A 25,677-nucleotide genomic window follows, 5' to 3' on the forward strand; every position below is an offset into this window, starting at 1 on the left:
CCCCTACCCCCCTTCTTCCCTTCCCCCCAGCCCCACCCGGGCCGGCTCCCGCCCCCCCCCCCCGCCCCCCCCCCCCGGCCCCCCCCCCCCGGCCGGGGGCGGGCGCCGCGCCGTCGTCTCAGACCTGCGGCCGTCGGGCGGCTGTCGCCTCAGCGAGCTTCTGGAATTCGCCGAGGTCGTAGTTGGCCAGGGTGGAGTCGAGATTGGTGAGGGCCCCGACATGTTCGACGAAGCCCTTCGGGTCGTACTCGATCTGCAGCGTCACCCGGCTCGTGGTGGCGCCGAGGCGGTGGAACGTCACCACTCCGGCGTGCTCCACCCCCTCGACGGTGTGCCAGGCGATGCGGTTCTCGGGAACCACCTCCGTGAGTTCGGCGACGAAGTTCTTCTCCGCGCCGGGCAGCTCCAGCTGCCACGCGAAACGTCGCTCATCCATCGGCTCCACCAGGCGGACGTGGCTGAGGAAGGAAGGCCACCGGGACACATCACTCCACAGCTCCCAGGCGACGGAGACCGGGGCCTGGAGATCGACGGATTCGAGCAGGGACGCGGACATGCGCACCTCTTTCCTGGGACGGGGGTGGCCACGGGCTCCTCGGGCCCGTGCGGCACGGGGCTCCGTTACCCCTTCGGGGCCGGAGCACGCCGAAGGGCGTCAGGCCTTCTGCGCGGACGCGGCGAGTTCCTTGAGGTCGACGGTCTCGCCCGGCGCGGGCTCCTGCGGCTGGACGGGCTTCCCGTAGTCGCTGAAGGTCGCGGTGTTGGGGTCCTTGCCGCCGCTGGACGTCGTCCGCAGGATGTAGGGCTTGCCCTTGGTGGCCACGTACAGAGTGAGCGTCTCGCCGCCGGAGGTCTTCTTCGTCAGCCGGATCGCCTCGGTGCCGTCGACGGTGGTCGTCGAGCCCTTCTTCATCCCCTTGCGCTCCGACTTGTCCTCGTCCATGGACGAGGTGAGCCCCTGCTTGTCGCACAGGCCCTGCGTCATCGAGTCGTCGGCGGGCGCTTTCACCCACTTGTCCGTGACCTTCGGTACGACCTTGTCGCCGCCGGGCCTGCCCTTGAGAGTGTTCTGCCAGTACTTCTTGTCGCCCCGCAGGTACAGCGTTCCGTTCGTGTGGCGTATGTCCGCCGAGGCGCCGGCCGTCCGGATGGTGCCGTCACAGTTCTTGCGCTGGTCCACCGACAGGTCGACGGAGACCGTGGCCCCCGAGGACCCCGTCTGCCGCACGGTCCCCTTCATGTGCATCGAGTCGGCCCGCTGGGTGGCCTTGACCGCGTCGGCGGCGATCTCGTCGGCGCTCTTGCCCGCGAACGGCTTGTCATCGTCCGAGCCGCCGCTGCCGCATCCGGCGAGAGCCACCAGGGCCGCCCCGGCGACCACGGCCGTCATCCCTCTACCGCCCCTCATGAGGTCTGCTCCTTCCTGGGGACACGGGGTGTCCTCCGGTCGTTCCGCAGCCGTCGGGGCTGCGGAACGACCCGATTACCCGATGTGTCCGGCGCATCACCGGAAGGGCGTTGTCCACTTTCCGTGCCGGACGGGGCGGGTGGGGAGAAAGGTGGCCATGCGCTTCGCGCACCCGGCGCTTATGGTGGCCGAACGGGGTACGGGAGACAGCCATGACGTCAGCCAGGAAGTCACCCATCGGTCCGGAACAGCGCATGTTCCTGACCGGCACGGGCAGTTTCGACTGGGATCTGGAGAGCGGAGAGGTCAGCCTCGACGCGAGTGCTCTGGGCCTGTTCGACCTGCTGCCCGGCGAGTTCGGCGGCACGGTGTCCTCACTGCACGAGCGCCTGCCCTCCGAGGAACTGGTGCGGATCACCTTCGCCGTCACGGAGGCGATCACCTCCGGCACCGACTCCTACGGCGTCTACTTCCGGCTCCGCCACCGCGACGGCACACTGCACCTCCACCACGTCCGTGGGCACATCCTGCGCGCCACGGACGGCCGGCCCGTACGCGCCGTCGGCGTGCTCCGGACGGCGTCGGACGACGGAGCGGAGCTCGCGGCCATCGAGCCCAGGGACGAGCGCCGCCAGGGCATCGCCCTCATGGTGCAGGGCACCACGGACGCCCTCTCCCGCGCCGTCACCGTCGACGACGTGGTGGCCGTGCTCTCCGGGGCCAGCGGTCTCGACCGGTTCGCCGCCGACGGCCTCGTGCTGGGGCTCGTGGAGGGGGATCACCTGAAGCTGATCGCTCTCGTGGGACAGACGATGCAGGCCCTCGACGAACTCAAGCTCCACAAAGTGGACTCCACTCTGCCGCTGGCCGAAGCCGTCATGACCCGCAAGCCCCGCTTCGTGGGCTCGCTGCCCACGCTCGCCCGGCACTACACCCGTCTCGGGCCCTATATGGAGCGGATGAAGCTGGACTCGGCGGCGTTCCTGCCCCTGGTCGCGCAGGACCGTGCCATCGGCGGGCTCGCGCTCTTCTACCGAGGCCGCAAGGAGTTCACCGACGCGGACCGCAACCTCTGCATCGGCCTCTCCGGCATCGTCGCCCAGTCGCTGCAGCGCGCCATGCTGTTCGACGAGGAACGGGATCTGGCCAAGAGCCTGCAGGCCACGATGTTGCCGCGCGGCATTCCCGAGGTCGCGGACTCCGAGGTCGCCGTGCGCTACCACGCCGCCTGGGGCGGGCGTGACGTCGGCGGGGACTTCTACGACGTCATCGCCCTGCCCCGCGGACGCATCGGCGTGGTCGTGGGCGACGTACAGGGACACGACACCCATGCGGCGGCCATCATGGGCCAGCTGCGCATCGCCCTGCGGGCCTTCGCCGGCGAGGGGCACGCGCCCGCGACGGTGCTCTCCCGCGCCTCCCGGTTCCTGGCCGAGCTGGACACCGAACGGTTCGCCACCTGTACCTACGCCCAGTTCGACCCCGCCACCGGCATCGTGCGCGCCGTGCGGGCCGGACATCTGCCGCCCCTCGTACGGCACGTCGACGGTCAGGTGGGCGTGCCCCGGGTCCGTGGCGGACTCCCGCTGGGACTGGCCACCGACTTCGGCATGGAGGACTACCCCGAGGTGCGGCTCGACCTCGTGCCGGGCGAGACGCTCGTGCTGTGCACGGACGGGCTGGTGGAGGACTCCGGTCTCGATCTCGACACCGGCCTCCGGAATCTCGCCGAGGTGCTGCGCGAAGGCCCCGAGCCCGCCGAGGAGCTGGCGGACCACCTCTCGCGTGCGCTGTGGGAGCGCTGGGGCAGCAGCGACGACGTGGCACTCCTGGTGCTGCGCCGGCTCCCCGATCCCGGAACACCGCAGGAACCGCGCATCCACCGGTACGTCCACCAGGCCGACCCGGAAGGGCTCGCGGACACGCGGGCCGCGCTGCGGGAACACCTCGCGCTGTGGGGGCTGGGCGCGGTGGCCGACGATGTCGAGGTGGCGGCCGGTGAACTCCTCGTCAACGCCCTCCTCCACACCGAAGGGGGCGCCATTCTCACCCTTGAGGTGCTCTCCGGCCCGCCGTGCCGGGTCCGCCTGTGGGTGAAGGACCGCTCCAGCACCCGTCCTCGTAGGAAATCCCCGGGCGAGACCGCGACCTCCGGCCGTGGACTGCTCATGGTGGAGGCGATCGCGTCTCGCTGGGGAGTCGAGCCGCGGGGCGAGGGCAAGGCCGTCTGGTGCGACTTCGTCGTGCCGGACGATTGACGGCCGTCCCCCCGCTCGGGGCCGGGGCGGTCAGTCGGCCGGCGCCAGGTCGGTGATCTTCCGGGTGGCCAGATCGGACTGGACCTTGATCTTGCTGATTTCCGCGTTCTTCCCGTCGCTCCAGGTGAGCGTCACCAGAGCCGTGGAATGCCCGGCCCCGGACCCCGTGTACGTCACCGCCCACTTCACCGGAACGTTCTGCGCGAAGAGGATTCCGTCCGCGTGTTCCCGAGCCTCAAAAGCCGCAACCTTCTTCTGCGCCGCAGTGGACAGATAGAAAGCACGAAGCGCCTTGGCGTCGGCGGCGGATCCCGCGTCCTCGTTGTCCCACATGGCGTCGATGTAGGCGCCATAGAAATTGGCGACCCGATTCGTGGTGTTCCGCGGATCGCCTTGCGTCGCGGCGGCCGATGCGACGCTGTGCGTCCCGGTGCCGACCGGCCCGGCCAGCGCCGGGGTGACGGCCGCGAGCGTCAGAGCGGCGGCGACGCCCCCGGCGGCGATGAAACGGGTGCGAATGGTCTTGCGCATCTGAAGTGCCTTTCCCGTACTGCGTGCTTGCGTGGACACAGCTTAAGATGGCCAATTCGCCGGGCCAGTTCCAGTAAATGCGGAGAAACTTTGTTTCTGTTGTCGCCGGATGGGTGCGAGCGGGGGAGCGAAATGGTTGTGCGCGCAAAAGAAAAATCTGGGAGCAAAAAAAGAGAGGCGGGGCGGCACGTAATGTGCCGCCCCGCCTCGACCGCGCGTCCCCTCAGGACTGGGGGCGGCTGCCGTGGTTGGCGCCGTTCTTGCGGCGGGCCTTCTTCTTGCGGCGTCGCTTCGAGGACATCGCTACCTCCCAGGGTCGGTGCTTCTTGTGGTTCTCCCTGGACCTGTCCAGGCGAGCACGCTCCCGCCTACCCGGTCACACACATCTCATGGCGTGACCCACGTCACTTCAGTTTCCGCACCGCCGTCGCGGTCGTCTTCTTGAAGCCGGCGACGGGCGCACCGTCGTAGCCGCCCATCTGACCCCACTGGACGACCGTCACCGCGGTGCCGTCCCGTCCCACCGAGAAGAGGTTGATGTCCGATGCACCCCACGTGGACTCGGTGTGGACCCCGTAGACGTACGCGCCGTCCTCGACAGCCACCCGGCCGTAGTACTTCTGGGTCGCGGTGATGTCGGGCTGCTCCTCCATCACCGTCTCGCTGCAGGCGTCGAGCTTCTCGCGCACCAGGGCGGCAAAGGCCTTCGCCCGCTGCGTGCTGCGCTCGACCACCGTCACCTGCAGCGCGCCCGTGTCGTAGTCCGTACGGAAGACACGGTGCGCCGACGTGGACGGCAGCGCCTCTCCCACGCACAGCGGCAGCGGGTCCGGCTGCCCGGACGTCACCGGGCCCGCGAACCACTCCGAGGAGGGGTGGGGAGGCAGGTCGGCCGGTGCCAGGAAGCGGGGGCCGTCCGTGGCGGCCGTGGCGGGCTGCGCGGCGACGGCCGCACCCGCCGCCGCCACGGCAACCGCCGCTCCTCGTACCCTCGTTCGTCGGCTCATCGCCATGATGTCCCCCAAGTCGTCGCGTGGGTCCGCTTGTTCGAACCCTGGCGGAGCGGCGCCGGGTGAGGCGCCGTCCACATCACATACGACCTGCGGGGCCCGCGCACCGTTGTCCCCCGGCGCGTCACAGACCCGTTCGGTGTGTCACGGAATGTCGACGTCCGCGTACGCCGGCCGTTCTCACGACACAGGCAGTCGCGCGTAGCGGTCGCGCCACGGAGCGGCTTCCTCCAACTGAGCGCCGAGCGCGATCAGGGTGGCCTCGTCGGCGGGGCGGCCGGCGAGCGAGACGCCGACGGGGAGGTGGCCGTCCTCGGTCCAGTGGAGAGGGAGGCTGACGGCCGGCTGCCCCGTCATGTTGTACGGGCTGGTGAAGGCGCTGAACGCGCTCTGTCGGTGCAGGTTCACCAGGGGGTCGCCCGACTCGTCGAAGTACTCGACGGCCCGGGGAAGCGTCGCCAGCGTGGGAGTGAGCACGGCGTCGTACCGACGCGTCGCCCCGATCGCGCGGCGCGCCGCGCGCTGCATCCCGGCGACCGCCGCCGCGAACCGCTCGCCCGACACCCCGCGCCCGTACTCCCGCCAGGCCCGGGTCACCGGCCGCAGCAGCGCCTCCCGACCGGCGTCCAGGGGATGCCCGAGCGACTGCACGCTCCACGCCGTCACGAAGTACTCGGTGATCTCGGGACCGAAGGGCGTCGGCATGTCCTCCACGACGTGCCCGAGCCCCTCCAGCAGCCGCGACGCGTGCTCGTAGGCCGCGAGGCACTCCGGGTCCACCGTGAGACCTTCGGCGGCCGGTGCCGCGTACCGGCCGATGCGCAGCCGCCCGGGGGAGCGGTCGGCGTGGCCGAGGAACGTCTCGCCGTCCGGCAGCGGCGGTGCCCAGTGGGGGTCGCCCGGCTCGGGCCCGGCCAGTACGTCGAGCAGGGCCGCCGCGTCACGTACCGAGCGCGCCAGCGGTCCCTGCACGGACAGCCCGGTGACCTCGGCACCGGCCGGGCCCGAACTGACGCGCCCGCGGGAGGGTTTGATGCCGAAGAGTCCGCAGACGCTCGCCGGGATCCGGATGGAGCCACCGCCGTCGCCGGCATGGGCGACGGGGACCAGGCCGAGCGCCACCGCGACCGCGGCACCGCCGCTGGAACCCCCGGCGGAGAGCTCCGGGTCCCAGGGGTTGCGGGCCGGACCCACGAGATCGTTGTCGGTGTAGCAACAGCAGCCGAATTCGGGGGTGTTGGTCTTGCCGAGGCTGATCGTGCCGGCCGCGCGCAGCCGGGTCACGCTGTGGGCGTCGGCGGTGGGCACGTGGTCGGCGAAGGCCTTCGATCCGTACGTGGTCCGGAGGCCGGCCGTGTCGACGAGGTCCTTGACCGCGGTCGGCACGCCGAACAGCGCCGCCCCTTTCCCAGGGTGCCGGCTCTCCTGGAGGGCGGCCGCCTCGGACAGAGCCGCCTCGGGCGTCCGCGTCACGAAGGCGCCGTAGCGCTCGTCGAACCGTTCCACGCGGGCGAGGTGATGGCGTACGAGATCCACGGGACCCACCTCGCCCTTGCGGACGGCGGCGGCCTGTTCGAGCGCGGTGAGCTCGTGCAGCTCGGTGGGGCCGCTCATGCGGTGCCTCCTTCCTGCGCGCCGTCCCGCATTTCGGCGACCTGCCGGGCCACGGTCTCCTCGTGGGCGCGGAGATCGCGGCGGGCGTCGCGTGGCCGCCAGCGTCCGGTCATGACGAAGACGAACGGCAGGAACAGCACCTGCCCGCCCAGACAAACCCACCACCAGATCCGCCACTTACCGGGGTTGTCGGCACTGGCCTGCCGCACCTCCGCCCCGTGCTCCCGCAGGATCTTCAGCTGCGGGGCCGCCTTCTGCACCGTACGCAGCTGCTCGGCGCCGACCTCCTGCTCGGCGCGGGCGAGCAGGGAGGCGGGCACCTTGTCCGGTGCGTAGGCGCCGAGTTCCTCGAAGAGCCCAGGGTGCGCCTTCGTCACCGCCAGTGCCGGGGCGGCCTGGACGGAGGCGCGTTCGACCGCGGGACCGTGTTCGATCAGCGGGGTCACGGTGTTCACCACGAGGGGGATGAAGGCCGCGGACAGGGCCACCGTGACGCGGACGGTCCACCCCCAGATGGCGAGGCCCGTCGCGGTGGCGGCCGGGTTGTGCCGTTCCACGGTCTCGGTGAAGCTCGCCATCCAGGGGGAGTAGGCGATGCCGCTGGTCACGCCGATGCCCGCGACGATCATGGCGAACGTGTAGTAGCCGGTGTGCGCTTCGGTGGCGCGCAGGGTGAACCACAAGGTGAAGCCGATGGATCCGAGCCCGCCGAGCAGCATGAACGGCTTGCGGACGCGCAGCCGGTCGGAGAGCAGGCCCGCGACGACGAGGCTGATCGCGTTCGCTCCCCAGTACCAGTTCAGGAGGGCGTTCGCGCGCTGCGCCGAGTAGCCGAAGGTCGTCGCGAAGTAGAGCACGAAGTTGCCGACCGCGGCGTAGTAGAGGAGCAGGTAGAGGCTGATCGCGACGGCGGAGCCGATGACGTCGAGGCGCAGCATCTGACGCCACTGGCCGCGCAGCGCCGAGTCCGTGTCGATGCCCCTGGCGCGGGCCTCGACCAGCGCACGGTCGCGCAGACTCACCATGATCTGGTCGCGCAGCGCCGGGGCGAGCTCCCGCAGCCCGAACAGGGCGACCACGAACAGGACCAGGCCGCTGATGCCGGCGAAGCGGATCTCGTCCTGCCAGGTGGTGCCGCCGCCGTAGGTGCGCGAGGTGACGGCGGTGACCACGAGGCTGCCGATGATCGGCCCCATGGTCCAGTAGCCCATGGCGGAGGCGCGGCCGAGCTGCGGCGAGAAGTCGCGGATGAGCGCCGGGGTGGCCACCAGGATCATGCCCTCGACCAGCGCGACAGCGGAGTAGACGAGCAGATAGCTCACCTTGCCCGGCGCGTTCGGCAGTGCGAATGTGGTGAGCAGGCCGACCGCCAGGAGACCGTAGACCACGATGTTGGCCCGGCCCCAGCGGTCGGCGAGACCGGCCACCAGCGAGGAGAACGCGCCCACCGCGTTGGCGGCCACCGAGATGTAAACGAAGTACAGGAAGGTCATGTCGTACTGGCCGATGATGGCCGTCGACACCGCGTACTGGATGTACAGCTGGTAGTAGAGAACGATCGTGACGAGCACGACGATCCCCAAGTACCAGTACCGCGCGCCGCGTTCGGGGTAGCGGTCGAGCCGTCTGCCGCCCAGGCCCCGCAGCGCCGCCGGTGCCGTCCTTGTCGTGCGGGGCCCTGTCGTCGCCGGTGGCGAAATCGACACCTTGCCTCCCAGTGCTGGTCAGCCGCACGCCACAGCGCGTGCTCGCCGGCGCGAGGCTAGTACCGACCAGTCGGTACGGTGAAGGGGTCGGACCGAACTTTGTGCAGTGGCCAAGGAATCATGGGGAGCGGGACGAGAGTTCCGGGGGTCGGCACGGGTGTCGGGAACGCGGCTGCCGCCCCCTTCGTTCTACGGGTGCGTAGAAGCATGAGCGGCCCGATGGCGGTCAGGGACCGGCCGAACTCCCGCGTGACGTGGCCGCGGCGCGACGATCAAGCTTTAGTTATTGCGCAAGTAATGGAACAATGGGGACGACCCGACCGGCTCGAACGTGTGGAGGAAGTTTCCGTGGGTGTTTCCCTGGCCAAGGGTGGCAATGTCTCTCTCAGCAAGCAGGCGCCCGGCCTGACCGCGGTCCTGATCGGCCTGGGCTGGGACGTACGCACCACCACCGGTGCGGATTACGACCTCGACGCCTCCGCCCTGCTGTGCGGCGCGGACGGCAAGGTCCTGTCCGACCGCGACTTCGTCTTCTACAACAACCTCACCAGCGCCGACGGCTCCGTCGAGCACACCGGCGACAACCTCACCGGCGAGGGCGAAGGGGACGACGAGTCGGTCAAGGTGAACCTGGCGGCCGTGCCCGCGCACGTCGACAAGGTCGTCTTCCCGGTCTCCATCCACGACGCGGAGAGCCGCGGCCAGAGCTTCGGCCAGGTCCGCAACGCCTTCATCCGCGTGGTGAACCAGGCCGACAACCAGGAGATCGCCCGCTACGACCTCTCGGAGGACGCGTCGACCGAGACCGCCATGGTCTTCGGCGAGCTGTACCGGAACAATGACGAGTGGAAGTTCCGTGCCGTCGGCCAGGGCTACGCGTCGGGGCTGCGCGGAATCGCCCAGGACTACGGCGTCAACGTCTGACGACGCCCCCGGCCCGAGGTCCCGCGTAGCGGCCCCGGGCCGGGGAACCCGTCAACCACCCGACTCCGCAGAGGAGTTGCCTCGCCAACGGAAGGCGTGCAGACATGGAGATCTCAGGCATCTTCACCGCGATCGTGATCGGCATCGTGATCGGCATCCTCGGGCGCCTGGCCATCCCCGGCCGGCAGCACATCGGAGTGCTGTGGACGATCCTGGTCGGCGTCGCCGCCGCACTCATCGGCACGGCCATCGCCGCCGGATTCGGCGTCGCCGAGACCAAAGGCATCGACTGGATCGAACTGGCCATCCAGGTGGGCCTCGCCGCTCTGGGCGTGGTGGGCCTGGAACGGCTCAAGGGCCGCCGCTGACCCCGTGCGCGACCGTGCCGTGGTGCCCGTCCGGGCACCCGGCAACCGCCACCGGCGCAGGCGCTCCATAAAGCAGGTGAGTTACCGCGAGGGCCGCGTTACCGTGGTCCCTATGAACGTCATCGGCCCGTACGACACCGCAACCGCGCGAGCGACCAGCTCGCCGGTTGCCGCCGCCTGACGTCTTTCCTTTTCCCTCGGCGACCGGAAACGGCCCGCCGATGGTTCCGTGGCAGTTCCTCAGCCTTCACTACGGTTTCCGGTGATCGTGCGGACCCGTCTCCGGTGCCTCCCCGCTCAGTCGCGAAGGAGCCACCCCCATGAACACCGAAGACATCATCCGTACGTTCGTCGAGTACTACGAGGAACGCGGCCACCACCGCATCAACGGGTCCACACTGCTCCCGCCGCCCGGCGACCCCGTCCTCTTCACCACGTCCGGCATGCATCCCCTCACGCCCTACCTGGAGGGGCGGCCGCACGAGCTGGGGCGGCGGCTGGTCAACGTCCAGCGCTGTCTGCGGACCACGGACCTGGAGGAGGTCGGCGACCCCACCCATCTGACGGTCTTCGAGATGCTCGGCACCTGGTCGCTCGGCGACTACGAAGGGCCCCAGAGCCTCGAATGGGGATACGGGCTGCTCACCGAAGGGCTCGGCATCGATCCCGGCATGATCCACGCCACGGTCTTCGGCGGCGACGACCGGGTCGGCCCGGACACGAACTCCGAGGAGATGTGGCAGAAGTGCGGGGTTCCGGTGGAACGCACCGTCGAGGACAACTGGTGGTCCAACGGGCCGACCGGGCCGTGCGGCCCCGACTCCGAGATCTTCGTCTGGACCGGTGACACGCCACCACAATCGACGCCCACCCGCGACGAACGCTGGGTCGAGGTGTGGAACCACGTGATGATGCGGCACCGCCGTCTTCCCGACGGATCGCTCGTGCCCCTGCCACAGCGCAACGTCGACACCGGGCTCGGCCTGGAGCGGCTGGCCGCACTGCTCCAGGGCAAGGACTCGGTGTTCGACTGCGACGTCTTCGACCCGTGGCGCCGCCGGGTGCCGGGCCTTTGGAACCTCGACGAATCCTCATTGCGCCTCGTCTGCGACCACGTGCGCTCGGCCGTCGTGGTGATCGGCGACGGCGTGCGGCCGGGAAACACCGGCCGCGACTATGTGCTGCGGCGTCTGGTGCGCCGCGCCCTGACCGTCCTGTGGCGTGACGACCCCTCACGTCAACTGGGCGATCTCCCGGAGGAGTTGGTGTCACACACGCTGGACCACTTCCGCCAGACGATCGACCCGGACGAAGTGCGCCGGGTGCTCGTCGACGAGGAACGCCGGTTCGGCGGCCTGCTCCACCGCGGCCGGCAGGTACTGGCCCGGCCCCGCTTCCAGGGCCCGCTGGACGAGGAGGACCTGCACTACCTGCACGACACGCACGGTCTGCCCCGGGACCTGGTGCTGAGCCTGCGGCCCCAGCCGCAGAGCTCGGAAGGCCCCTAGTCGCGGGCGGCGCGCACGTCGCCGTTGACCGTGCCGAGTTCCATGGTGCGGCCGGTCCGGCCGGTGCTGTCGCCGCCCTCGGGAACCGTGATCACGGGGTGTCCGTTGTCCGTGGTCGCGGTCACCCGGTAGGCGGGGGAGTCGTGGGGGACGGAGACGTCCACCGAGCCGTTGACGGTCCGCGCGGAGACCTGGCGCGGGGCGGTGGCGGAGCCGAGCGTGACGTCGCCGTTGACGGTACGGGCCCGCAGCGCCGAAGCGCGCACCGCTTCCGTGCGGACCGACCCGTTCCGGGTCGTGAGCCGTACGGCGGCGTCGGCCCGTCCCGAACCGGTCAGCGTCACATCGCCGTTGACGGTGGTCAGGTCGAGCGGGCCCGTCACCCCGGCGACGTCGATGCCGGCGTTGCGGGCGGTGACCGTCACGGAGGTGCCGGCGGGCACGTCGATCTCCGGCATACGTGGACACGGCCGGTCGGGCCGGTCGTCGTCGCGGCACGAGAGGTCCAGGACCTGGGTGCTGCCGTGCCGGGACCAGTGGTGGGCGACGGCCGGGTCGACGCCCACCCGGTCACCGTCCGCGGGCCGCAGGCGCACTCCGTTGTCCGTGGTGATCGTCAGCCGCGGGTCGGAGGCCGCCAACTCGGCGTCTCCTGCGGGAGTCCGACCGTTTCCGTCACCCCCTGCGCACGCCGTCAGGAGAGGAATCGCCGCCAGCCCGACGATCACGTACCGGGCAGATGCCTTCGTCGCTGCCTTCATGCCGCTCGACTGCCCCGCGCCGTGCCCGGCAAGCACGCCCGCGCGGTGAAGTGAGGGTCCCCGCTCTCCGCCCGGTCGGCGGAGAGCGGGTGGCGAGCTCACTTCCGAACCCTCCCGGGAGGGACTCGGGGCGGACCGCCGCCGCACGAACTCCCCTGAACAGCGCGGATGAAACGTAAGCAGCCGCATTCGTGGCTCCCGCGGCGCCGTCGTTCGTCGGCAGCTCGCCGACATACAGCCGATACGCGGCACGAAAGAAGGGGGGCGTGCGTTGCCGGGTCGTGGGTAGGCGCACCGCACACGGGCTGCGACACGTGCGCGGCCCGCAGGGCTGAGGGGTCGAGGATGGAGCGAGCGCGGGCGAGTTTCCCGGCGCGTTGGGAAGACGGGGGCGTCCTGGTCGTCGATGTCGTCGGCGAGTTCGACGGCGCTGCCGCGACGGAGCTGTGCGGCCTGCTGGCACGCATGACAGGGACCGGGCAGCGGCTCTTCGTGGTGGACTTCGGGAAGGCCGGGCGCTGCGAGCCCGGCGTGATCCGGCAGTTCGTCCGGGCGACCTTGGAGACAAAGGCGGGCCCGGGCGACAGCTTCCTGGCCGTCGTCGCGAGCCCCGCCACGCGTCCCGCGCTGCACACCGAGGGCGCGGGCCGACTCGCGGGCGGCATCCACGACACCGTCACGGACGCCGTCGAGGCCTGCTGGGCCTCGGCCCCGGAGGAGTTGGGCGGAGCCGGCGTCCTGAACTGAGGGTCACTCGTCAGCGATACGGCGACGGTCCTGATCCCGGGTTGCCGGGGTCGTTCAGGGCGTGACGTCGCCCAACGCGATCCGCACCGCCGCCTCGGCGTGCAGCCGTGCCGTGGGGAAGACGGGGACCGGGCTGTCCTCGGCGCCGATCAGCAACTCGATCTCGGTGCAGCCCAGGACGACTCCTTCGGCGCCGGCGCCGACGAGCCGGGCGATGACGTCCTGATACGCGGCGCGCGACGCGTCGCGGACCTCGCCGAGGCACAACTCCTCGTAGATCACCCGGTGGACGAGCGCACGCCCGGCGGCGTCGGGGACGAGCACGTCGAGCCCGCACTGTTCGAGGCGGCCGCGGTAGAAGTCCTGCTCCATCGTGAACGCGGTGCCCAGCAGGCCGACCCGCTTCAGGCCGGCCGCGCGTACGGCGTCGGCCGTCGCGTCCGCCAGGTGGATCAGGGGGACGGCGGTGGCCGCCCGCACCTGGTCGGCCACCTTGTGCATCGTGTTGGTGCAGATGAGCAGCATGTCGGCGCCGGCCGCCTCCAGAGACCTGGCGGCCGCGGCGAGAATCTCTCCGGCCTCCGTCCAGCGGCCCTGGACCTGCAACCGTTCGATCTCGGCGAAGTCCACGGAGTACACCACGCACCGTGCCGAGTGCAGTCCGCCGAGCCGCTCCCGGGTCAGCTCGTTCAGCAGCCGGTAGTACTCCGCGGTCGACTCCCAGCTCATCCCGCCGATCAACCCGATGGTTCTCATCACGCGACTCTAATCGCAGGACCGGTTCGCGTTGCGGGGGAGCCCCCGCGCGAGGGGGCGCCGCCACCCCATGCCGACGCAGCGGCTACTGTTCGCACCGGTACTGCCCGACACGGGGTGCCCCGCGACAGCGAGGGCTGAGATCACACCCGTAGAACCTGAACCAGTTAGCACTGGCGGAGGGATGTCAGCGATGTCGATGTCGCACGCTTCCACGGACCCGCGCGCCGCCGAGCGGCAGGGCGCGGGCGCTTTCGACGGGCGCATGCCCACCGCGCCGGGGGACTGGCGCCCCGAGGCGCGGGGCATCGCCCCCGTCCCCGAGGACCACCGGTACGGCGGCGCCGGAAGGCTGTTCACCGTGTGGTTCGCGCCGAACCTGACGATGAGCGGCGTCTTCACCGGCACGGTCGGCATCGCCCTCGGCCTGGACTTCGCCACCGCGCTGGCCGCCGTGGTCCTGGGCACTGTGCTCGGCGCGGTGCCCACCGCGTACCTCGGTACGTGGGGCAGCCGCACCGGCGCGGGTCAACTCCCGCTCGCCCGGCTGGCGTTCGGCCGGGCGGTCGTCGTACCCGGCGCCCTGCAATGGCTCTCGTCCATCGCCTGGGACGCGCTCATCGGCCTGTTCGGCGGAGACGCGCTCGCCCGGCTCTGCGGCTGGCCGTTCTGGCTGGGGGCGCTGGTGATGATGGCGGCGCAGGGGGCGTTCGGCGCGCTGGGCTACGAGGCGATCCACCGGCTGCAGAAGTGGATGACGGCCGTCCTCGCGGTCGCCTTCTGCGCCCTGGCGCTGCGGCTGGCGCACGCAGGCGTCACGCCCGCGGGCCACGGTGGCGCACACGGCGCCGACCGCGTCGGCGCGTTCGCCCTGACCACCACCATCGCGCTGAGCCTGGCCGTCTCCTGGGCGCCGTACGCCAGCGACTTCAGCCGCTACCTGCCCCGCGCCACCTCACCGGCCCGCATGTTCTGGTGCACGCTGGCGGGCGTCGTCGTGTCCTTCACCGCCGTGCAGGCGCTCGGACTCTGGGGCGCCTCCGTCTTCACCGACCAGACCGCGCAGGGCGTCGACACGCTGCTGGGCGGCGGGGTGATCGGCTCGCTCGGGCTCCTCGCCGTGGCGCTGGCCGCGCTGTGCAGCAACGCGATGAACGACTACAGCGGCTCTCTCGCCCTGCAGGTGATCGGAGCCCGCCTGCCGCGCCCGCTCGCCGCCGCACTCGCCGCGCTCCTCGGGTACCCGCTGGTGCTGTGGATGCATGCCGCCGACACCGCCGCCCGTTTTCAGAACGTGCTCCTGTTCGTGGGGTACTGGATCCCCGGCTTCGTCGCCGTCGTCATCGTCGACTGGCTGGCCCGGGCCCGCGCGCGAGGTGGCGCCCGCCTCGACCTCGCCGAGGAGCAGACGCGTCAACAGCCGCTCCTGCCCGCACTGTTGGCGTTCCTCGCCGCGTTCGCCGCCACTGTCCCGTTCATGAACACGAGCCTCTTCGTCGGCCCCGTGGCCGAGGCGCTGCACGGCGCGGACCTCGGCTACTACGTCGCCTTCGTCACCGCGCTCGCCGTCTACGCGCCGATCAGGCTGCGAAAAAGGGGGTCGGGCGAAAAAGCGTTGGGCGGGGCTGCGGCGGACCGCTAGCTTCGTCGCGAGGCCTGGGCGTCGGGTGCCGCTGACGGCTGCAGAACCCGGGATCACCGGCCCGATGCGTGCCCGATACGGCGCAGCGGGACACCGTCCCGGTTCTGCTGTCGGCCAAGACGGTCGCGGCTTCGACGGCCCGGCCGTCAGGATCGTCCCATGCAGCCGGTCTTCGTCCTCGTGCACAGTCCGTCGGTGGGCCCCTCGACCTGGCACCCCGTGGCCGAGCGGCTGACCGCGGCGGGTCACCGGGTCCGGGTGCCGTCCCTGCTGCACATCGGCGCCGGGGCTCCGCCGTTCTGGCCCGGCATCGTCGATGCCGTCCGCGACGATCTCCGGCAGCTCCCCGCCGCCGACCCCGTCGTGCTGGTGGCGCACAGCAACGCGGGCCTGTTCCTCCCGGCGATCCGCGCGGGCCTCGACCACCCGGTGGCCGGCTCGGTGTTCGTCGACGCCGCGCTGCCGGACCGGATCGGGCCGACACCGGTCGCCCCACCCGAACTGCTGGAGTTCCTCCGCCCGATGGCGGTGGACGGCAGGCTGCCCCGCTGGACCGACTGGTGGGACGAGGCGGACATCGCTCCCATGTTCGCCGACGCGACGGTGCGGCGGACGGTCGTCGAGGAGCAGCCCACGCTGCCGCTGTCCTACTACGAGCAGCGCATCCCGGTCCCCGACGGCTGGGACGACCATCCGTGCTCCTACCTCCTCTTCGGCCCGCCGTACGAAGACCTTGCCGCCGAGGCGCGCGACCGCGGCTGGCGTGTGGCCTGCCTGCCGGGCGCCCACCTCCACCAGCTCGTCGACCCTGCCGGAACGGCCGGGCACCTCATCGACCTCGCCGGGCAGACGTGATCCGGACCTTGCGCGCCGAGCCTCGGGGAGCGGAACCTTCTTGCGTCCTGGGCAAGTCCTTATGCGTTACGGGCGTACATGCGTACCGTTGATCCCATGACGCACCACGTATCCGCAGGTCACGGCCCTCATGGGCACCAGGACTCCCACGCGCACGCGCACGACACCGAGCAGCCTCGGGACGACCTCGCGCAGATCCTCGATCTCGATGCCGAGTTGTTCGCCGCCTACCTCGACTCCGTGCACCGCAAGATCGCGGAACTGTCGGAAGGCGGCGTCCGGCACATCGTGGACCTCGGCGCCGGCAGCGGCACGGGCACCTTCGGGCTGCTGCGACAGTTTCCCGACGCCCGGGTCACCGCCGTCGACAGCTCCGCCGACATGCTGGAACAGCTGACCCGGACCGCTGCCGCCAGGAACCTCGCCGCGCGCGTGCGCCCGGTACTGGCCGACGCCGGGGAGAGCCTCCCGGGCGTCAGCGACGCGGACCTCGTCTGGGCCTCGGCGTCCCTGCACCACCTGGACGATCCCGCCGCGGCCATGGACGTCATCTTCGCCGCGCTGCGCCCCGGCGGGCTCCTGGCCGTCGCCGAACTGGACGGTCAGCCCTACTTCCTGCCCGAGGACGCCGTGCCCGACCGCCCGGGCCTGGAAGCCCGGTGCCGCACCGCGCTGACGGCCCTCCACGCCGAACAGGTACCTCACCTGGGATCCGACTGGGGCCCCGTCCTGGCGGCGGCCGGTTTCGGCATCGAGTACGAGCAGACCGAGCAGCTGCGGCTGGACGCCGACAGCGCGCTGCCCGAGAGCGCCGGGCAGTACGCGTACCTCGTCCTGCGCCGCATCCGCGGGGCTGTCGACGGCCTCGTCGACGCCGCCGACCTCGCGGCGCTCGACACGCTCCTGGACGGCGGCGCGCGGGACGTGCGCCACCGGGACGACCTCGTGGTGCGCACCAAGCGACAACTGTGGATCGCCCGCCGACCGGCCGTGACCGGTTCCTGACCGCCTGTAGCCCGTTCCTGACCGCAGCGCGCCTCGCTTACGCTCTGCGGGGTGTGCGCAAACGTCATGGTCGCCGAAGACGACGAGAAGCAGGCCGAGTTGGTCCGCCGCTACCTGGAGCGGGAAGGCCACGCCGTCACCGTCGTACGGGACGGGCGGCAGGCCATCGAGGAGATCCGGCACAAGGAACCCGACCTGCTCGTCCTCGATGTGATGATGCCCCGGGCCGACGGCCTGGACGTGGTGCGGGTGCTGCGGGCCGAGGCGCGCGAGATTCCGGTACTGATGCTGACGGCCCGCAGCACCGAGGACGATCTGCTGCTCGGCCTCGACCTGGGCGCCGACGACTACATGACGAAGCCGTACAGCCCGCGGGAGTTGATGGCCCGGGTCCGTACGCTGCTGCGCCGCACCCACCGCGGCGGCCCCGCCTCGCCCGGCCCCGCGGAGTTCAGGGTCGGCTCGCTGGTCGTCGATCCCGGCCGGCACGAGGTGTCGGTCGACGGCGCGCCCGTGGAGTGCACACCGGGCGAGTTCCGGCTGCTCGCCGCGATGGCGGCCGAACCCGGCCGGGTCTTCAGCAGGCAGCTGCTCCTCGCCGAACTGCACGGATTCGACCGGTACATAGGCGATCGCACGGTCGACGTGCACGTCATGAACCTCCGCAAGAAGATCGAACCCGAACCGCGTCGCCCGGTCCGTCTGCTCACCGTGTTCGGTGTCGGCTACAAGCTGACGGACCCGGCGAAGGGCGCCCGCGATGCTTCGGCGTAGGGCCGCCACCGATCGGCCGCCGTTGCGCAAGAGCCTGCGCGGAAGGCTGCTGGGCGTCTCCGTCCTGGTCGCCACCTGTTCCGTGGCGGCGACGGCCTGGCTCGCCGTGCAGACCACATCCGGCGCCATCAAGCAGGAGCAGGGCCAGAACCTCGCCGACGACACGAGGATCTACGACACCCTTCTCGGGTACGCCGCCACGCACCCCCGGTGGGACGGCGTCGACGCGACCGTGCGCGAACTGGCCCGCTCCACCGGACGCCACATCACCGTGACGACCCAGACGCGCGCTCCGCTCGCCGACTCGGCGGGGCACACGACAGCGGGCACACTGCCCGCTCAGGCCTCCGCCACCGTCGACCCGCTGACCGTGGACACGGCGCTCGCCGCCGGCCGGACGGGCGCGCCGACCGCGACGGCGCCGACCGCGACGACGGACCGGATCGACGCGCGAGCGGTCGGCCCGTTCCGGCTGCCCGCCACCGAGCGGTCGACGCTGCACGGCCTCGCCGAGCGGAACACGTCCTGCCTGCGCGCGCTCGGAGTCGGCGCCGACATCGTGGTCGCTCCGAGCGGGCGCCCCCGGGTGGAGGCCGTCGGCTCCGGCGGCGCCGACCAGGGAGCCCTCAAGTGCGCGACGGACGCGCTCGACGAGCCGACGGCGACCGAGAGCAAGGCACTCACCTCCCTGACCCGCCTCACCAACTCCTGTCTCGAGCGGCAGGACCACCACCGCGTCGATCTCGCACTCGACCTCACCTGGCAGCAAGGACCGCGCCCGGTGGCGGACCAGGAGGCGGCGAAGGCCCGCGGCACGGTTCCGGCCCCGGTTCCGTCCCCGGTCCCGGGCGTGACCGGGACCGAGGACGACCGCACGGTCGCCTCCTGCGTGAGTACGGCCCGTCGCGAACAGCTCACCTCGTACGTCGCGGCGCCCGTGCTCCTGTTCATCGGCGACCAGGGCGGGACCACGGTCCCCGGCTTCGATCTGTCCCCCCTGAACACGGCGAAGATCGCCGGCGTCGCCGCTCTCGTCCTCGCCCTGACCGTGGGGGCGTCCGTGCTCGCCGGCACCCGCCTGGTACGACCGCTGTACGCCCTGACCGGCGCGGCCCAGCGGTTGAAGGACGGCCGCGAGACAGAGCCGGTACCGGTGACGGCGGACAACGAGATCGGCAGACTCGCGGCGGCGTTCAACGACATGTCGGCGCACCGTACGCGTCTGGAGGAACAGCGCAAGGCGATGGTGAGCGACGTCGCGCACGAACTGCGCACCCCGCTGAGCACCATTCGCGGCTGGCTGGAGGCCGCGCAGGACGGAGTCGCCGACCCCGATCCGGCGTTCATCGCCTCGCTCCTCGAAGAGGCCGTGCAACTGCAGCACCTCATCGACGACCTCCAGGACCTGGCGGCGGCGGACGCGGACGCGCTGCGCCTGCACCCGCGCCCGGTGGACGTGGAGGAACTGCTCGGTCAGGTCGCCGCGGCCCACCACGTGCGCGCGGAGACGGCGGGCGTGACCTTGTCCGTGGCCCGGTCGGGGCTGCCCGTACCGCAGTTGACGGCCGACCCCGTACGGCTGCGGCAGGCGGTCGCCAACCTCGTGTCGAACGCGATACGTCACACGGGCCATGGCGGCACGGTCACCCTGCGGGCCTACGCGACCGACCCGACCGGCACGGGCGAGTCGGGCGGGTCGGTCGTGGTGGAGGTCGCCGACACCGGCAGCGGCATCTCCGCGGCGGACCTGCCCCACGTCTTCGACCGCTTCTGGCGCGCGGAGAAGTCCCGCAGCCGGCGCACCGGAGGCAGCGGCCTCGGCCTGTCGATCGTGCGCAAACTCGCGCAGGCGCACGGCGGTTCGGCGACGGCGGCCAGCACGGAGGGTGAGGGATCGGTCTTCGCGCTGCGGCTTCCGCTCGCGGGCCCGGCCGCCACGGACCGGCCCTGATGGGATGACCACAGCCGTCTGACAGTTTCCTCACAACTCCGCGCAAGTCTGAGTCCGTCGATCAAGGGCTGCCGCCCGGCGATCGGCATCTCACGGCCGGCCGGCCGTGAGCGACCAGGCATTGGAGTCACCACCATGTCCCACCGACCGTCCCGCCACCTGTCCTTGCGGTCCGCCGCCGTCGCCGCCGCCGTGGCCGCCGGGGTGCTCGTCCCGGCCGGTACCGCACTCGCCTCCGACACCACGCCCAAGCCGGTGGCGAGCGACCGCGCGGCCGCCGAGAAGGCCGACAAGAGTCCCGCCCCGGCGCGGGACACCGACGAGGCGCGCAAGCGGGCCGCCGCCGCACAGGCGCCGCGCGGCGGAGTGGCCGCGGGCGAACGTCCGGCGACCGGCGACGGCTCCGCCGACACCTCCACCGCGCTCATCGGTTCGCTGTCCGCGGCCGCACTCCTCGCGGGCGCGGGCACGGTCGTGCTGCGCCGCCGCGCGTCGCAGCGCTGAGCGACCTGCTCGCTTCTTCCTGGCGTCGCCCGTTCCCCGGGCGGCGCCCCTTCCTTCCCGCCCCAGGAGTCTTTTGTGCACCAGCCGACGTGGCGTGCGGTCGCTCTGCCCGTGCTCGTCCTCCTCGCCTCGCTCACCGCGTGCTCGTCGGGCGCGGGCGCCCGTATCAGCGGCGACGCCGACGACACCCCGGCCGCCGTCCGCACCCCCGCGCCCGAGCGCACCGCGTCCGCCGAGCCCGACCGGGTGACCATCGCCTCCATCGGCGTGGACAGCGCGCTCCTCCCGCTCGGCCTGAACCAGGACGGCACCGTCGAGGTCCCGCCCGCACGGCAGGGCATGACCGCCGGCTGGTACACGGGCGGAGCGGTGCCGGGCGAGCGCGGAGCGGCAGTGATCATCGGGCACAACGACACGAGGTTCGGCAAGGCCGTCTTCCACGACCTGCGCGATCTCCGCGAAGGCGCGGACGTCGCCGTACGCAACTCCGTTGGAAAGACGGCCCACTTCACCGTCACGGCGACCGAGACGGTCAGCAAGAGGGCCTTCCCGACGAAGAAGGTCTACGGGTCCACGAACGATCGCGCCCTGCGCCTGATCACCTGCGACGGAGCGTTCGACACGCAGGGCCACCCCGTGGACAACCTCATCGTGTACGCCGAACTCGCGCAGCCCTGAGCGGTGCCGGGCCCCGGATCATCAGTGGGTCAGCCGCAGGCCCGCGACGAGAATCCCGATCATGCGGCGGGCGTCGTACCGGGATGCGGCACCGGCGCCCGCGCAGAGGCCGCCGACGCCGCGCATCAGCTCGTAGGCATCCATGTCGGGGCGGATCTCGCCCGCCTCGGCCGCGGCGTCGAGCAATCCGCGGCCAGACGACGGGGAACCTGCTGGGCCTGCGCGTCCTCGACCCGGTGAGCGGGACGGGCGACGATCTGTCCGACCCGCGGATCAAGGCCGGCGTGCCGCTCGCCACGGCCGGTACGGGAGGCGCCGACCTCAGCCCGTTCGCCGCCGAACACTTCCCCTTCATGAACCCGGGCTTCACGCACATGTCCACGCCGACGCTCGTAGTGACAGGGGACAAGGACGACTCGCCGCTGACGGTCAGGGGGTCGGAGTGGATGGCCGACCCGTACGTCCTGAGCCCGGGTGACAAGAGCCTGCTGACCCTGTTCGGCGCGGAGCACTCGCTCGGCGGGATCGCGGGGTACGAGGTCAGGGAGACGACGGACGAGAACCCCGCACGCGTCGCCCTGCTCCAGCGGGCCACGTGGGCCTACCTGCGCCACGCCCGCGGCATCGAGGACGCCGACTGGTCGGCCGTGCGTACGGAGCTGTCGCGCAGCGGCGCCGCTCTCGGCGTCCGGCCAGTTCGTGGCGCGCAGCCGTGCGCGGAGATCCTCGATCGCGGCGGGCTCGGTCCGCGGGGTGAACGGCTCGGGGTGAGGTGCGACGTCCGACATGGGGCGCATGCCAACCCGGGGGAGCCGGGCACCGGCCGGGATCCGCACGCCGCAGCGCGCGGATCGACAGCAGCGGAACCGGTCGGACAGAAGCGGGTCGGGTCACTGCACGGACAGCCGGACCAGCTTGGTGCCGGGCCGGGGCGCCCCGGCGACCTTGAAGGAGACGTAGCGGGCGGTGCCGGTGGTGGTGAGGCGGCGCACCGGACCGTGACCGCCGACGGTGCCCGCGCTCTGATACGTGACGCCGTCCCGGCTCAACTCGACCCGCCCCGCGGGTGCGTTGCCGTTGTTCCACTCGGCCTCCACCGTACGCAGTTCTCGCTCCGCGCCGAGGTCGACGACGAGACGGCCGTCGGGGCCCGGGGTCCACGCCGTGTCCGGATCGCCGTCGGTCACGGCCACCGGGTCGGACATGCCCGCGGGGAGGGGACTGGTCGGGAAGACGTTCTTCCCGAGCGCCAGATCGTCGTGCGGGTAGGGGGCGGCGCCGTGCAGGGTGACCGTCGTCGTCCGTCCGTTCCGTACCGTCGCGACGGCGCTGTGTCCTTGGGCCTCGACGCGCAGGCGGCAGGCCGCACCGGAGAGACGCAGCGTCGCGCCGTCGACGACCTGAACACGCAGCCACGCGGGCACCGTTCGCCCCGAAAGGGCGGTGAGGGTGAACCGGGGAGCGAGCAGACGAGCCGCGGCGGCATCGAGTACGGCCTCGTAGGAAATGCCGTCCCGGGTCACGGTCTGCACGCCCTCGAAGACCGTCCTGCGCGCGCCCGTCCGCGGTACGGCGACCCGCGTGGTCACCGAACGGTCCGACAGGTTGAACAGGCTCAGGTGATCGTCGGTGAGAGCGGCGCGCACGGCGTCGTCCTCCGCCGTGGGAGCCGCCGTCCGCGCGAGGGCACGCAGCGTCGTGGCCGAGGCACCGGGAACTCCCTCGGCCACGAACGGCGCCGCGGGGCCGTCCGCCAGCACGACCGTGTCGTCGTAGACCGCGATCGGGTGCTCGCCGCCACGGACGACGAGCCCGGCCCGGCCGTCGATGTCGAGCCAGCCGCCGCGGCTGCTCACGGCCGGGGCCGGCCAGCGCGCGAGGTCGTCCCAGTGCTCGCTGTCGGCCGAGCCCTGGACGCGGTAGGCGCGCCCGGCGGCTGCCTCCCAGCGCAGGGTGACGGCGTCGATCTCCTGGACGGAGCCGAGGTCCACCGCCCACCAGCTGTCGGCGCGGCCGCGATCGGCCTCGGACACGGCCCAGCGGCTCACCGCGTCGCCGTCCACGGCCAGAGCCGGTCCCTTCCCGGTATCGGCGGAGGACGCCGTCGCGGTACGCCCGCGGGCCACGTCGGTTCCGTCGGCTCCGCGGCGGACCTCGAACGCGTACAGGGAGTAGCCGTACGTCGGGTCGGGCCGCACGCCGAGCATGCGGACGTGTCGTACCTCGGCGGCGGCGAAGGTGAGTTCGTCGACGCGGCCGGTGGTGGGAGCGGTCGTGGTGTCCTTGGCCCGGACCGAGGTCTGTCCTTCCTCGTAGCGGTAGGAGCGGGCGCCGTCGAGGCCCGCCACACCCGGCATGGTCAGGTTGTGGACCTCGAGGTGCCCTTCGGAGGCGGCAGTTCCGGTGGTCGCGTAGACGACCGCGCCCGTCGGGAGCGTCGTGTATCCGGCGTAGCCGGTGTCAAGGCGCAGCACCGTCGCGCTGCCGTCGAACCCGTCGCGGACGGACTCGTACAGCCGTACCGTCCGGCCGGTGACCTTCGCCGTGGTCGCGGGCAGGAACATCGGGGTGCCGCCGCTGAGCCGGAACAGCCAGTCGTCGTGGGCGGGTTGCCACGCGAACTTCACGAAGCCGGGCTTGGTGACGACACCGGCCCACGCCGCGGTCGTCTGGTGGGAGACGAGACCGGGACCCGTGCCGAAGTCGGTGACGCCCGCGGCCCGGGTGAACAGTTCGGTCCGGGACAGCGGCCGCACCCGGCGCCCGGCGGCGGCCGCCCACACGTGCAGCAGGTAGCTGATGGCGACTTCGGCGCGGGCCTCCGGCTCGTACTTGGGCTCGCCCGAGAACTTCGCCAGACGGTACTCGGGCGGGTAGGCCTGGTACGCCTCCAGGCGCGCGGCGAGTTCTTCCTCCGCGCGGGCCGCGGCCCGGTCGCCCGTCACCTGGGCGAGGAAGGCCAGCGGGATGACGTCTCTGCCGTACAGGTGCTCGCGGTCGTTCACCATCGGCATCAGCGGCTCGCCGGCGTCGCTCATGACACCGAGGAGAGTGCGCCAGAGCGGTTGCGCGTTCGGCTGCGCGGTCAGGACCTCGGGCAGGGGCTGTCCGGCCGCGAGGAAGTGCGCCGCGTTGCGGCCCGAGGTGCGCCACAACTCCTCCTGGTAGTGCGGGCCGAAGGAGCCGTGGTTCTCGACGATGAACGTGTCGTACAGGTTGCGGGCGGTGTTGCGGGAGACCGGGACGCCGTCCACGCGCGCGGGATTGGCGAGGTCGGCCGGCGGCAGCCCGGCCTCGTTGCGGGACCAGGTGCCGTAGGCGGTGGCCCAGGCGGAGCGGCGCCGGTCGTCCGGGGCCCAGGCCAGGGCGGGCGCGAGCGTCTGCGCGTACAGGCCCATCTCCTCCAGCTTGGTGTCCCCGACGTATCCGCCGTTGAGTCCGTTCGGCGTCCAGTCCCCGGAGTCGGGGTCGTCGCCGGTGCCCAGCCCCGTTGTGTAGGCGGCCTGTTCACGGGTGATGGTGTCGACGGCGGTGCGCGTCGCGGTGTCGAGGTCGTCCCACAGCAGGCGCGCGGCGAGGATGAAGTACGACTGGAACGTGGTGTCGAAGAAGAGCTTGCGGCCCCACTGGGTTCCGCCGGTCAGCCGGTTCGAGGCGGCGAAGTGGCGGAGGGTGGCGAGGGTCCGCCGCTTGAGCGTGTCCCGGTCGATGCCGGCCTTGCCGGCGTCGTAGGTGCCGTGCGTCAGCAGCACGGCGTTGCCGAGGACCACGGCGAAGCCGAAGTCCTTGTCCGTGTAGTAGCCCTTGGCGTCGTCCCACTGCGTCTCGGACCAGCGCGTGTGGTGGAGCAGGACGCGGTGGTACGTGGCGGCGACGGCGTCGGGAGGGGTGCCGGCGCCGCCGTCCGCCCGTGCCGCGGAGGTGCCGAGGGCCGCCGGGAGAGCGGCCACGGTGCCGGTGACGCCGAGGAGTTGAAGGAACCGTCGGCGGTCGACCGGGTGGGGTATGAGCGGCACGGGGCGTGGCCTTTCGCTGTGGACAACGTTGTCACAAGGGAGCGCCGCCCATTCTTCGATGACCTTCGAAGGAACGTCAACGGGTGTGACAGGGGTGGTTGATCCACGCGGCGTCGTCCTGGCCGGCAGGCCACCGCACACGTCGGCAGGCCGCGCCAAGCCGCTTCGTGAGCGGTTCTGCGCGGCCTGCCGACGAGTGGGTACGTGCGTCAGCGAGAGCGTCCCGTCACCAGACGGTAGAGCAGCAGCACGATCACCGAGCCGACGATCGCGGCGATCCACGTGGACAGGCTGAAGAAGCCGTTGATGGAGTGGACGCCGAAGATCACCTTGCCGAGCCAGCCGCCGAGGAGACCTCCGACGATGCCGATGAGCATCGTGATGAGGCAGCCGCCGGGGTCCTTGCCCGGAGTGAGTGCCTTGGCGATCGCTCCCGCGATGAGTCCGATCAGGATCCAGGCGATGATGCCCACGAGTTCGTCCCTTCCCTACTTCTCAGTTTCCGTATCTGTGCGTTCCCTCTTTCCCGGTCTCGGCGTCGTACACCGGGACGAAGGTCCTCTTCACCCGCGCCGACGAAGTTGCCGGTCTCATGGGACCGGCTTAATTTGACGCCGAGACGAACGGCGCCGACACAGGGAGAGAAAAGCCTGATGGTGAA

General features: G+C 71.5%; 22 protein-coding genes, 2 pseudogenes and 1 riboswitch. Of the genes and pseudogenes, 13 read left to right on the forward strand and 11 right to left on the reverse strand.

Translation table 11 applies throughout. The features are described from left to right. Positions 1 to 118: 118 nt before the first annotated feature. Positions 119 to 556, reverse strand: a complete 438-nt coding sequence (locus AB0J02_RS38880; RefSeq protein WP_363198615.1) for an SRPBCC family protein — start codon at positions 554 to 556, stop codon at positions 119 to 121. A 99-nt stretch (positions 557 to 655) separates the two neighbouring features. Further along, positions 656 to 1,408, reverse strand: coding sequence for a hypothetical protein (locus AB0J02_RS38885; protein WP_363198616.1), 753 nt, complete (start codon positions 1,406 to 1,408; stop codon positions 656 to 658). A gap of 212 nt (positions 1,409 to 1,620) precedes the next feature. On the opposite strand from AB0J02_RS38885, the gene AB0J02_RS38890 reads away from it, so the two are divergent. Further along, complete coding sequence (locus AB0J02_RS38890) at positions 1,621 to 3,666, forward strand: SpoIIE family protein phosphatase (RefSeq protein ID WP_363198617.1); 2,046 nt, start codon at positions 1,621 to 1,623, stop codon at positions 3,664 to 3,666. Positions 3,667 to 3,696: 30 nt separating this feature from the next. On the opposite strand, the gene AB0J02_RS38895 is transcribed toward AB0J02_RS38890, so the two are convergent. The 4 genes from AB0J02_RS38895 to AB0J02_RS38910 form a co-directional block, all read right to left on the reverse strand. Next, positions 3,697 to 4,197 (reverse strand): hypothetical protein, encoded by a 501-nt coding sequence (locus AB0J02_RS38895; protein ID WP_363198618.1) that lies wholly within the window; start codon positions 4,195 to 4,197, stop codon positions 3,697 to 3,699. 404 nt (positions 4,198 to 4,601) lie between these two features. Then, a complete protein-coding gene (locus AB0J02_RS38900) occupies positions 4,602 to 5,204 on the reverse strand; it encodes a hypothetical protein (RefSeq protein ID WP_363198619.1) in 603 nt (200 codons plus the stop codon). 183 nt (positions 5,205 to 5,387) lie between these two features. Further along, the gene (locus AB0J02_RS38905; protein ID WP_363198620.1) at positions 5,388 to 6,821 is read right to left on the reverse strand and encodes an amidase; all 1,434 of its coding nucleotides are present in this window, start codon (positions 6,819 to 6,821) and stop codon (positions 5,388 to 5,390) included. After that, on the reverse strand, positions 6,818 to 8,527 hold the full coding sequence (locus tag AB0J02_RS38910) for an MFS transporter (RefSeq protein ID WP_363198621.1): 1,710 nt from the start codon (positions 8,525 to 8,527) through the stop codon (positions 6,818 to 6,820). The genes AB0J02_RS38905 and AB0J02_RS38910 overlap by 4 nt, the downstream gene beginning before the upstream one ends. Before the next feature lie 348 nt (positions 8,528 to 8,875). On the opposite strand from AB0J02_RS38910, the gene AB0J02_RS38915 reads away from it, so the two are divergent. The 3 genes from AB0J02_RS38915 to AB0J02_RS38925 all read left to right on the forward strand — a co-directional run bounded on the left by AB0J02_RS38915 (position 8,876) and on the right by AB0J02_RS38925 (position 11,327). Next, positions 8,876 to 9,451, forward strand: coding sequence for a TerD family protein (locus AB0J02_RS38915; protein WP_363198622.1), 576 nt, complete (start codon positions 8,876 to 8,878; stop codon positions 9,449 to 9,451). 104 nt (positions 9,452 to 9,555) lie between these two features. Continuing rightward, positions 9,556 to 9,819 (forward strand): GlsB/YeaQ/YmgE family stress response membrane protein, encoded by a 264-nt coding sequence (locus tag AB0J02_RS38920; RefSeq protein WP_363198623.1) that lies wholly within the window; start codon positions 9,556 to 9,558, stop codon positions 9,817 to 9,819. 320 nt (positions 9,820 to 10,139) lie between these two features. Beyond that, on the forward strand, positions 10,140 to 11,327 hold the full coding sequence (locus AB0J02_RS38925; RefSeq protein ID WP_363198624.1) for an alanine--tRNA ligase-related protein: 1,188 nt from the start codon (positions 10,140 to 10,142) through the stop codon (positions 11,325 to 11,327). Here the strand turns inward: AB0J02_RS38925 and AB0J02_RS38930 are convergent. After that, complete coding sequence (locus AB0J02_RS38930; RefSeq protein WP_363198625.1) at positions 11,324 to 11,968, reverse strand: DUF4097 family beta strand repeat-containing protein; 645 nt, start codon at positions 11,966 to 11,968, stop codon at positions 11,324 to 11,326. The genes AB0J02_RS38925 and AB0J02_RS38930 overlap by 4 nt on opposite strands. A gap of 465 nt (positions 11,969 to 12,433) precedes the next feature. Here AB0J02_RS38930 and AB0J02_RS38935 point away from each other — a divergent pair, with 465 nt between their 5' ends. After that, positions 12,434 to 12,835 (forward strand): hypothetical protein, encoded by a 402-nt coding sequence (locus AB0J02_RS38935; RefSeq protein WP_363198626.1) that lies wholly within the window; start codon positions 12,434 to 12,436, stop codon positions 12,833 to 12,835. 54 nt (positions 12,836 to 12,889) lie between these two features. Here AB0J02_RS38935 and AB0J02_RS38940 read toward each other — a convergent pair whose 3' ends face one another. Beyond that, positions 12,890 to 13,591 (reverse strand): aspartate/glutamate racemase family protein, encoded by a 702-nt coding sequence (locus AB0J02_RS38940; protein ID WP_363198627.1) that lies wholly within the window; start codon positions 13,589 to 13,591, stop codon positions 12,890 to 12,892. Positions 13,592 to 13,694: 103 nt separating this feature from the next. Next, positions 13,695 to 13,793, forward strand: a riboswitch (TPP riboswitch). Here AB0J02_RS38940 and AB0J02_RS38945 point away from each other — a divergent pair. From AB0J02_RS38945 to AB0J02_RS38975, 7 genes are all read left to right on the forward strand, one after another. Then, positions 13,785 to 15,233 (forward strand): cytosine permease, encoded by a 1,449-nt coding sequence (locus tag AB0J02_RS38945; RefSeq protein WP_363198628.1) that lies wholly within the window; start codon positions 13,785 to 13,787, stop codon positions 15,231 to 15,233. It overlaps the preceding riboswitch by 9 nt. Positions 15,234 to 15,392: 159 nt before the next feature. Beyond that, positions 15,393 to 16,088: an alpha/beta hydrolase gene (locus AB0J02_RS38950; protein ID WP_363198629.1), complete on the forward strand. Its 696-nt coding sequence runs from the start codon at positions 15,393 to 15,395 to the stop codon at positions 16,086 to 16,088. Positions 16,089 to 16,184: 96 nt separating this feature from the next. Beyond that, complete coding sequence (locus tag AB0J02_RS38955) at positions 16,185 to 17,093, forward strand: class I SAM-dependent methyltransferase (RefSeq protein ID WP_363198630.1); 909 nt, start codon at positions 16,185 to 16,187, stop codon at positions 17,091 to 17,093. A 51-nt stretch (positions 17,094 to 17,144) separates the two neighbouring features. Continuing rightward, complete coding sequence (locus tag AB0J02_RS38960; RefSeq protein ID WP_363198631.1) at positions 17,145 to 17,867, forward strand: response regulator transcription factor; 723 nt, start codon at positions 17,145 to 17,147, stop codon at positions 17,865 to 17,867. After that, the gene (locus AB0J02_RS38965; RefSeq protein ID WP_363198632.1) at positions 17,854 to 19,818 is read left to right on the forward strand and encodes a HAMP domain-containing sensor histidine kinase; all 1,965 of its coding nucleotides are present in this window, start codon (positions 17,854 to 17,856) and stop codon (positions 19,816 to 19,818) included. The genes AB0J02_RS38960 and AB0J02_RS38965 overlap by 14 nt, the downstream gene beginning before the upstream one ends. Positions 19,819 to 19,953: 135 nt before the next feature. Then, the gene (locus tag AB0J02_RS38970) at positions 19,954 to 20,322 is read left to right on the forward strand and encodes an LPXTG cell wall anchor domain-containing protein (RefSeq protein WP_363198633.1); all 369 of its coding nucleotides are present in this window, start codon (positions 19,954 to 19,956) and stop codon (positions 20,320 to 20,322) included. Between the two features lie 75 nt (positions 20,323 to 20,397). Continuing rightward, the gene (locus AB0J02_RS38975) at positions 20,398 to 21,000 is read left to right on the forward strand and encodes a class F sortase (RefSeq protein ID WP_363198634.1); all 603 of its coding nucleotides are present in this window, start codon (positions 20,398 to 20,400) and stop codon (positions 20,998 to 21,000) included. A gap of 21 nt (positions 21,001 to 21,021) precedes the next feature. Here AB0J02_RS38975 and AB0J02_RS38980 read toward each other — a convergent pair. Then, positions 21,022 to 21,186, reverse strand: a pseudogene (locus AB0J02_RS38980) (TetR family transcriptional regulator); the annotation flags it as partial. Between the two features lie 5 nt (positions 21,187 to 21,191). Here AB0J02_RS38980 and AB0J02_RS38985 point away from each other — a divergent pair. Further along, a pseudogene (locus tag AB0J02_RS38985) lies at positions 21,192 to 21,653 on the forward strand (chlorophyllase); the annotation flags it as partial. Between the two features lie 237 nt (positions 21,654 to 21,890). Here the strand turns inward: AB0J02_RS38985 and AB0J02_RS38990 are convergent. Then, positions 21,891 to 25,016 (reverse strand): discoidin domain-containing protein, encoded by a 3,126-nt coding sequence (locus tag AB0J02_RS38990; RefSeq protein ID WP_363198635.1) that lies wholly within the window; start codon positions 25,014 to 25,016, stop codon positions 21,891 to 21,893. A gap of 209 nt (positions 25,017 to 25,225) precedes the next feature. Next, complete coding sequence (locus tag AB0J02_RS38995; protein ID WP_363198636.1) at positions 25,226 to 25,489, reverse strand: GlsB/YeaQ/YmgE family stress response membrane protein; 264 nt, start codon at positions 25,487 to 25,489, stop codon at positions 25,226 to 25,228. Between the last annotated feature and the right edge of the window lie 188 nt (positions 25,490 to 25,677).

The organism is Streptomyces sp. NPDC050264 (genome assembly GCF_040655895.1).
Classification (GTDB): Bacteria; Actinomycetota; Actinomycetes; order Streptomycetales; family Streptomycetaceae; genus Streptomyces.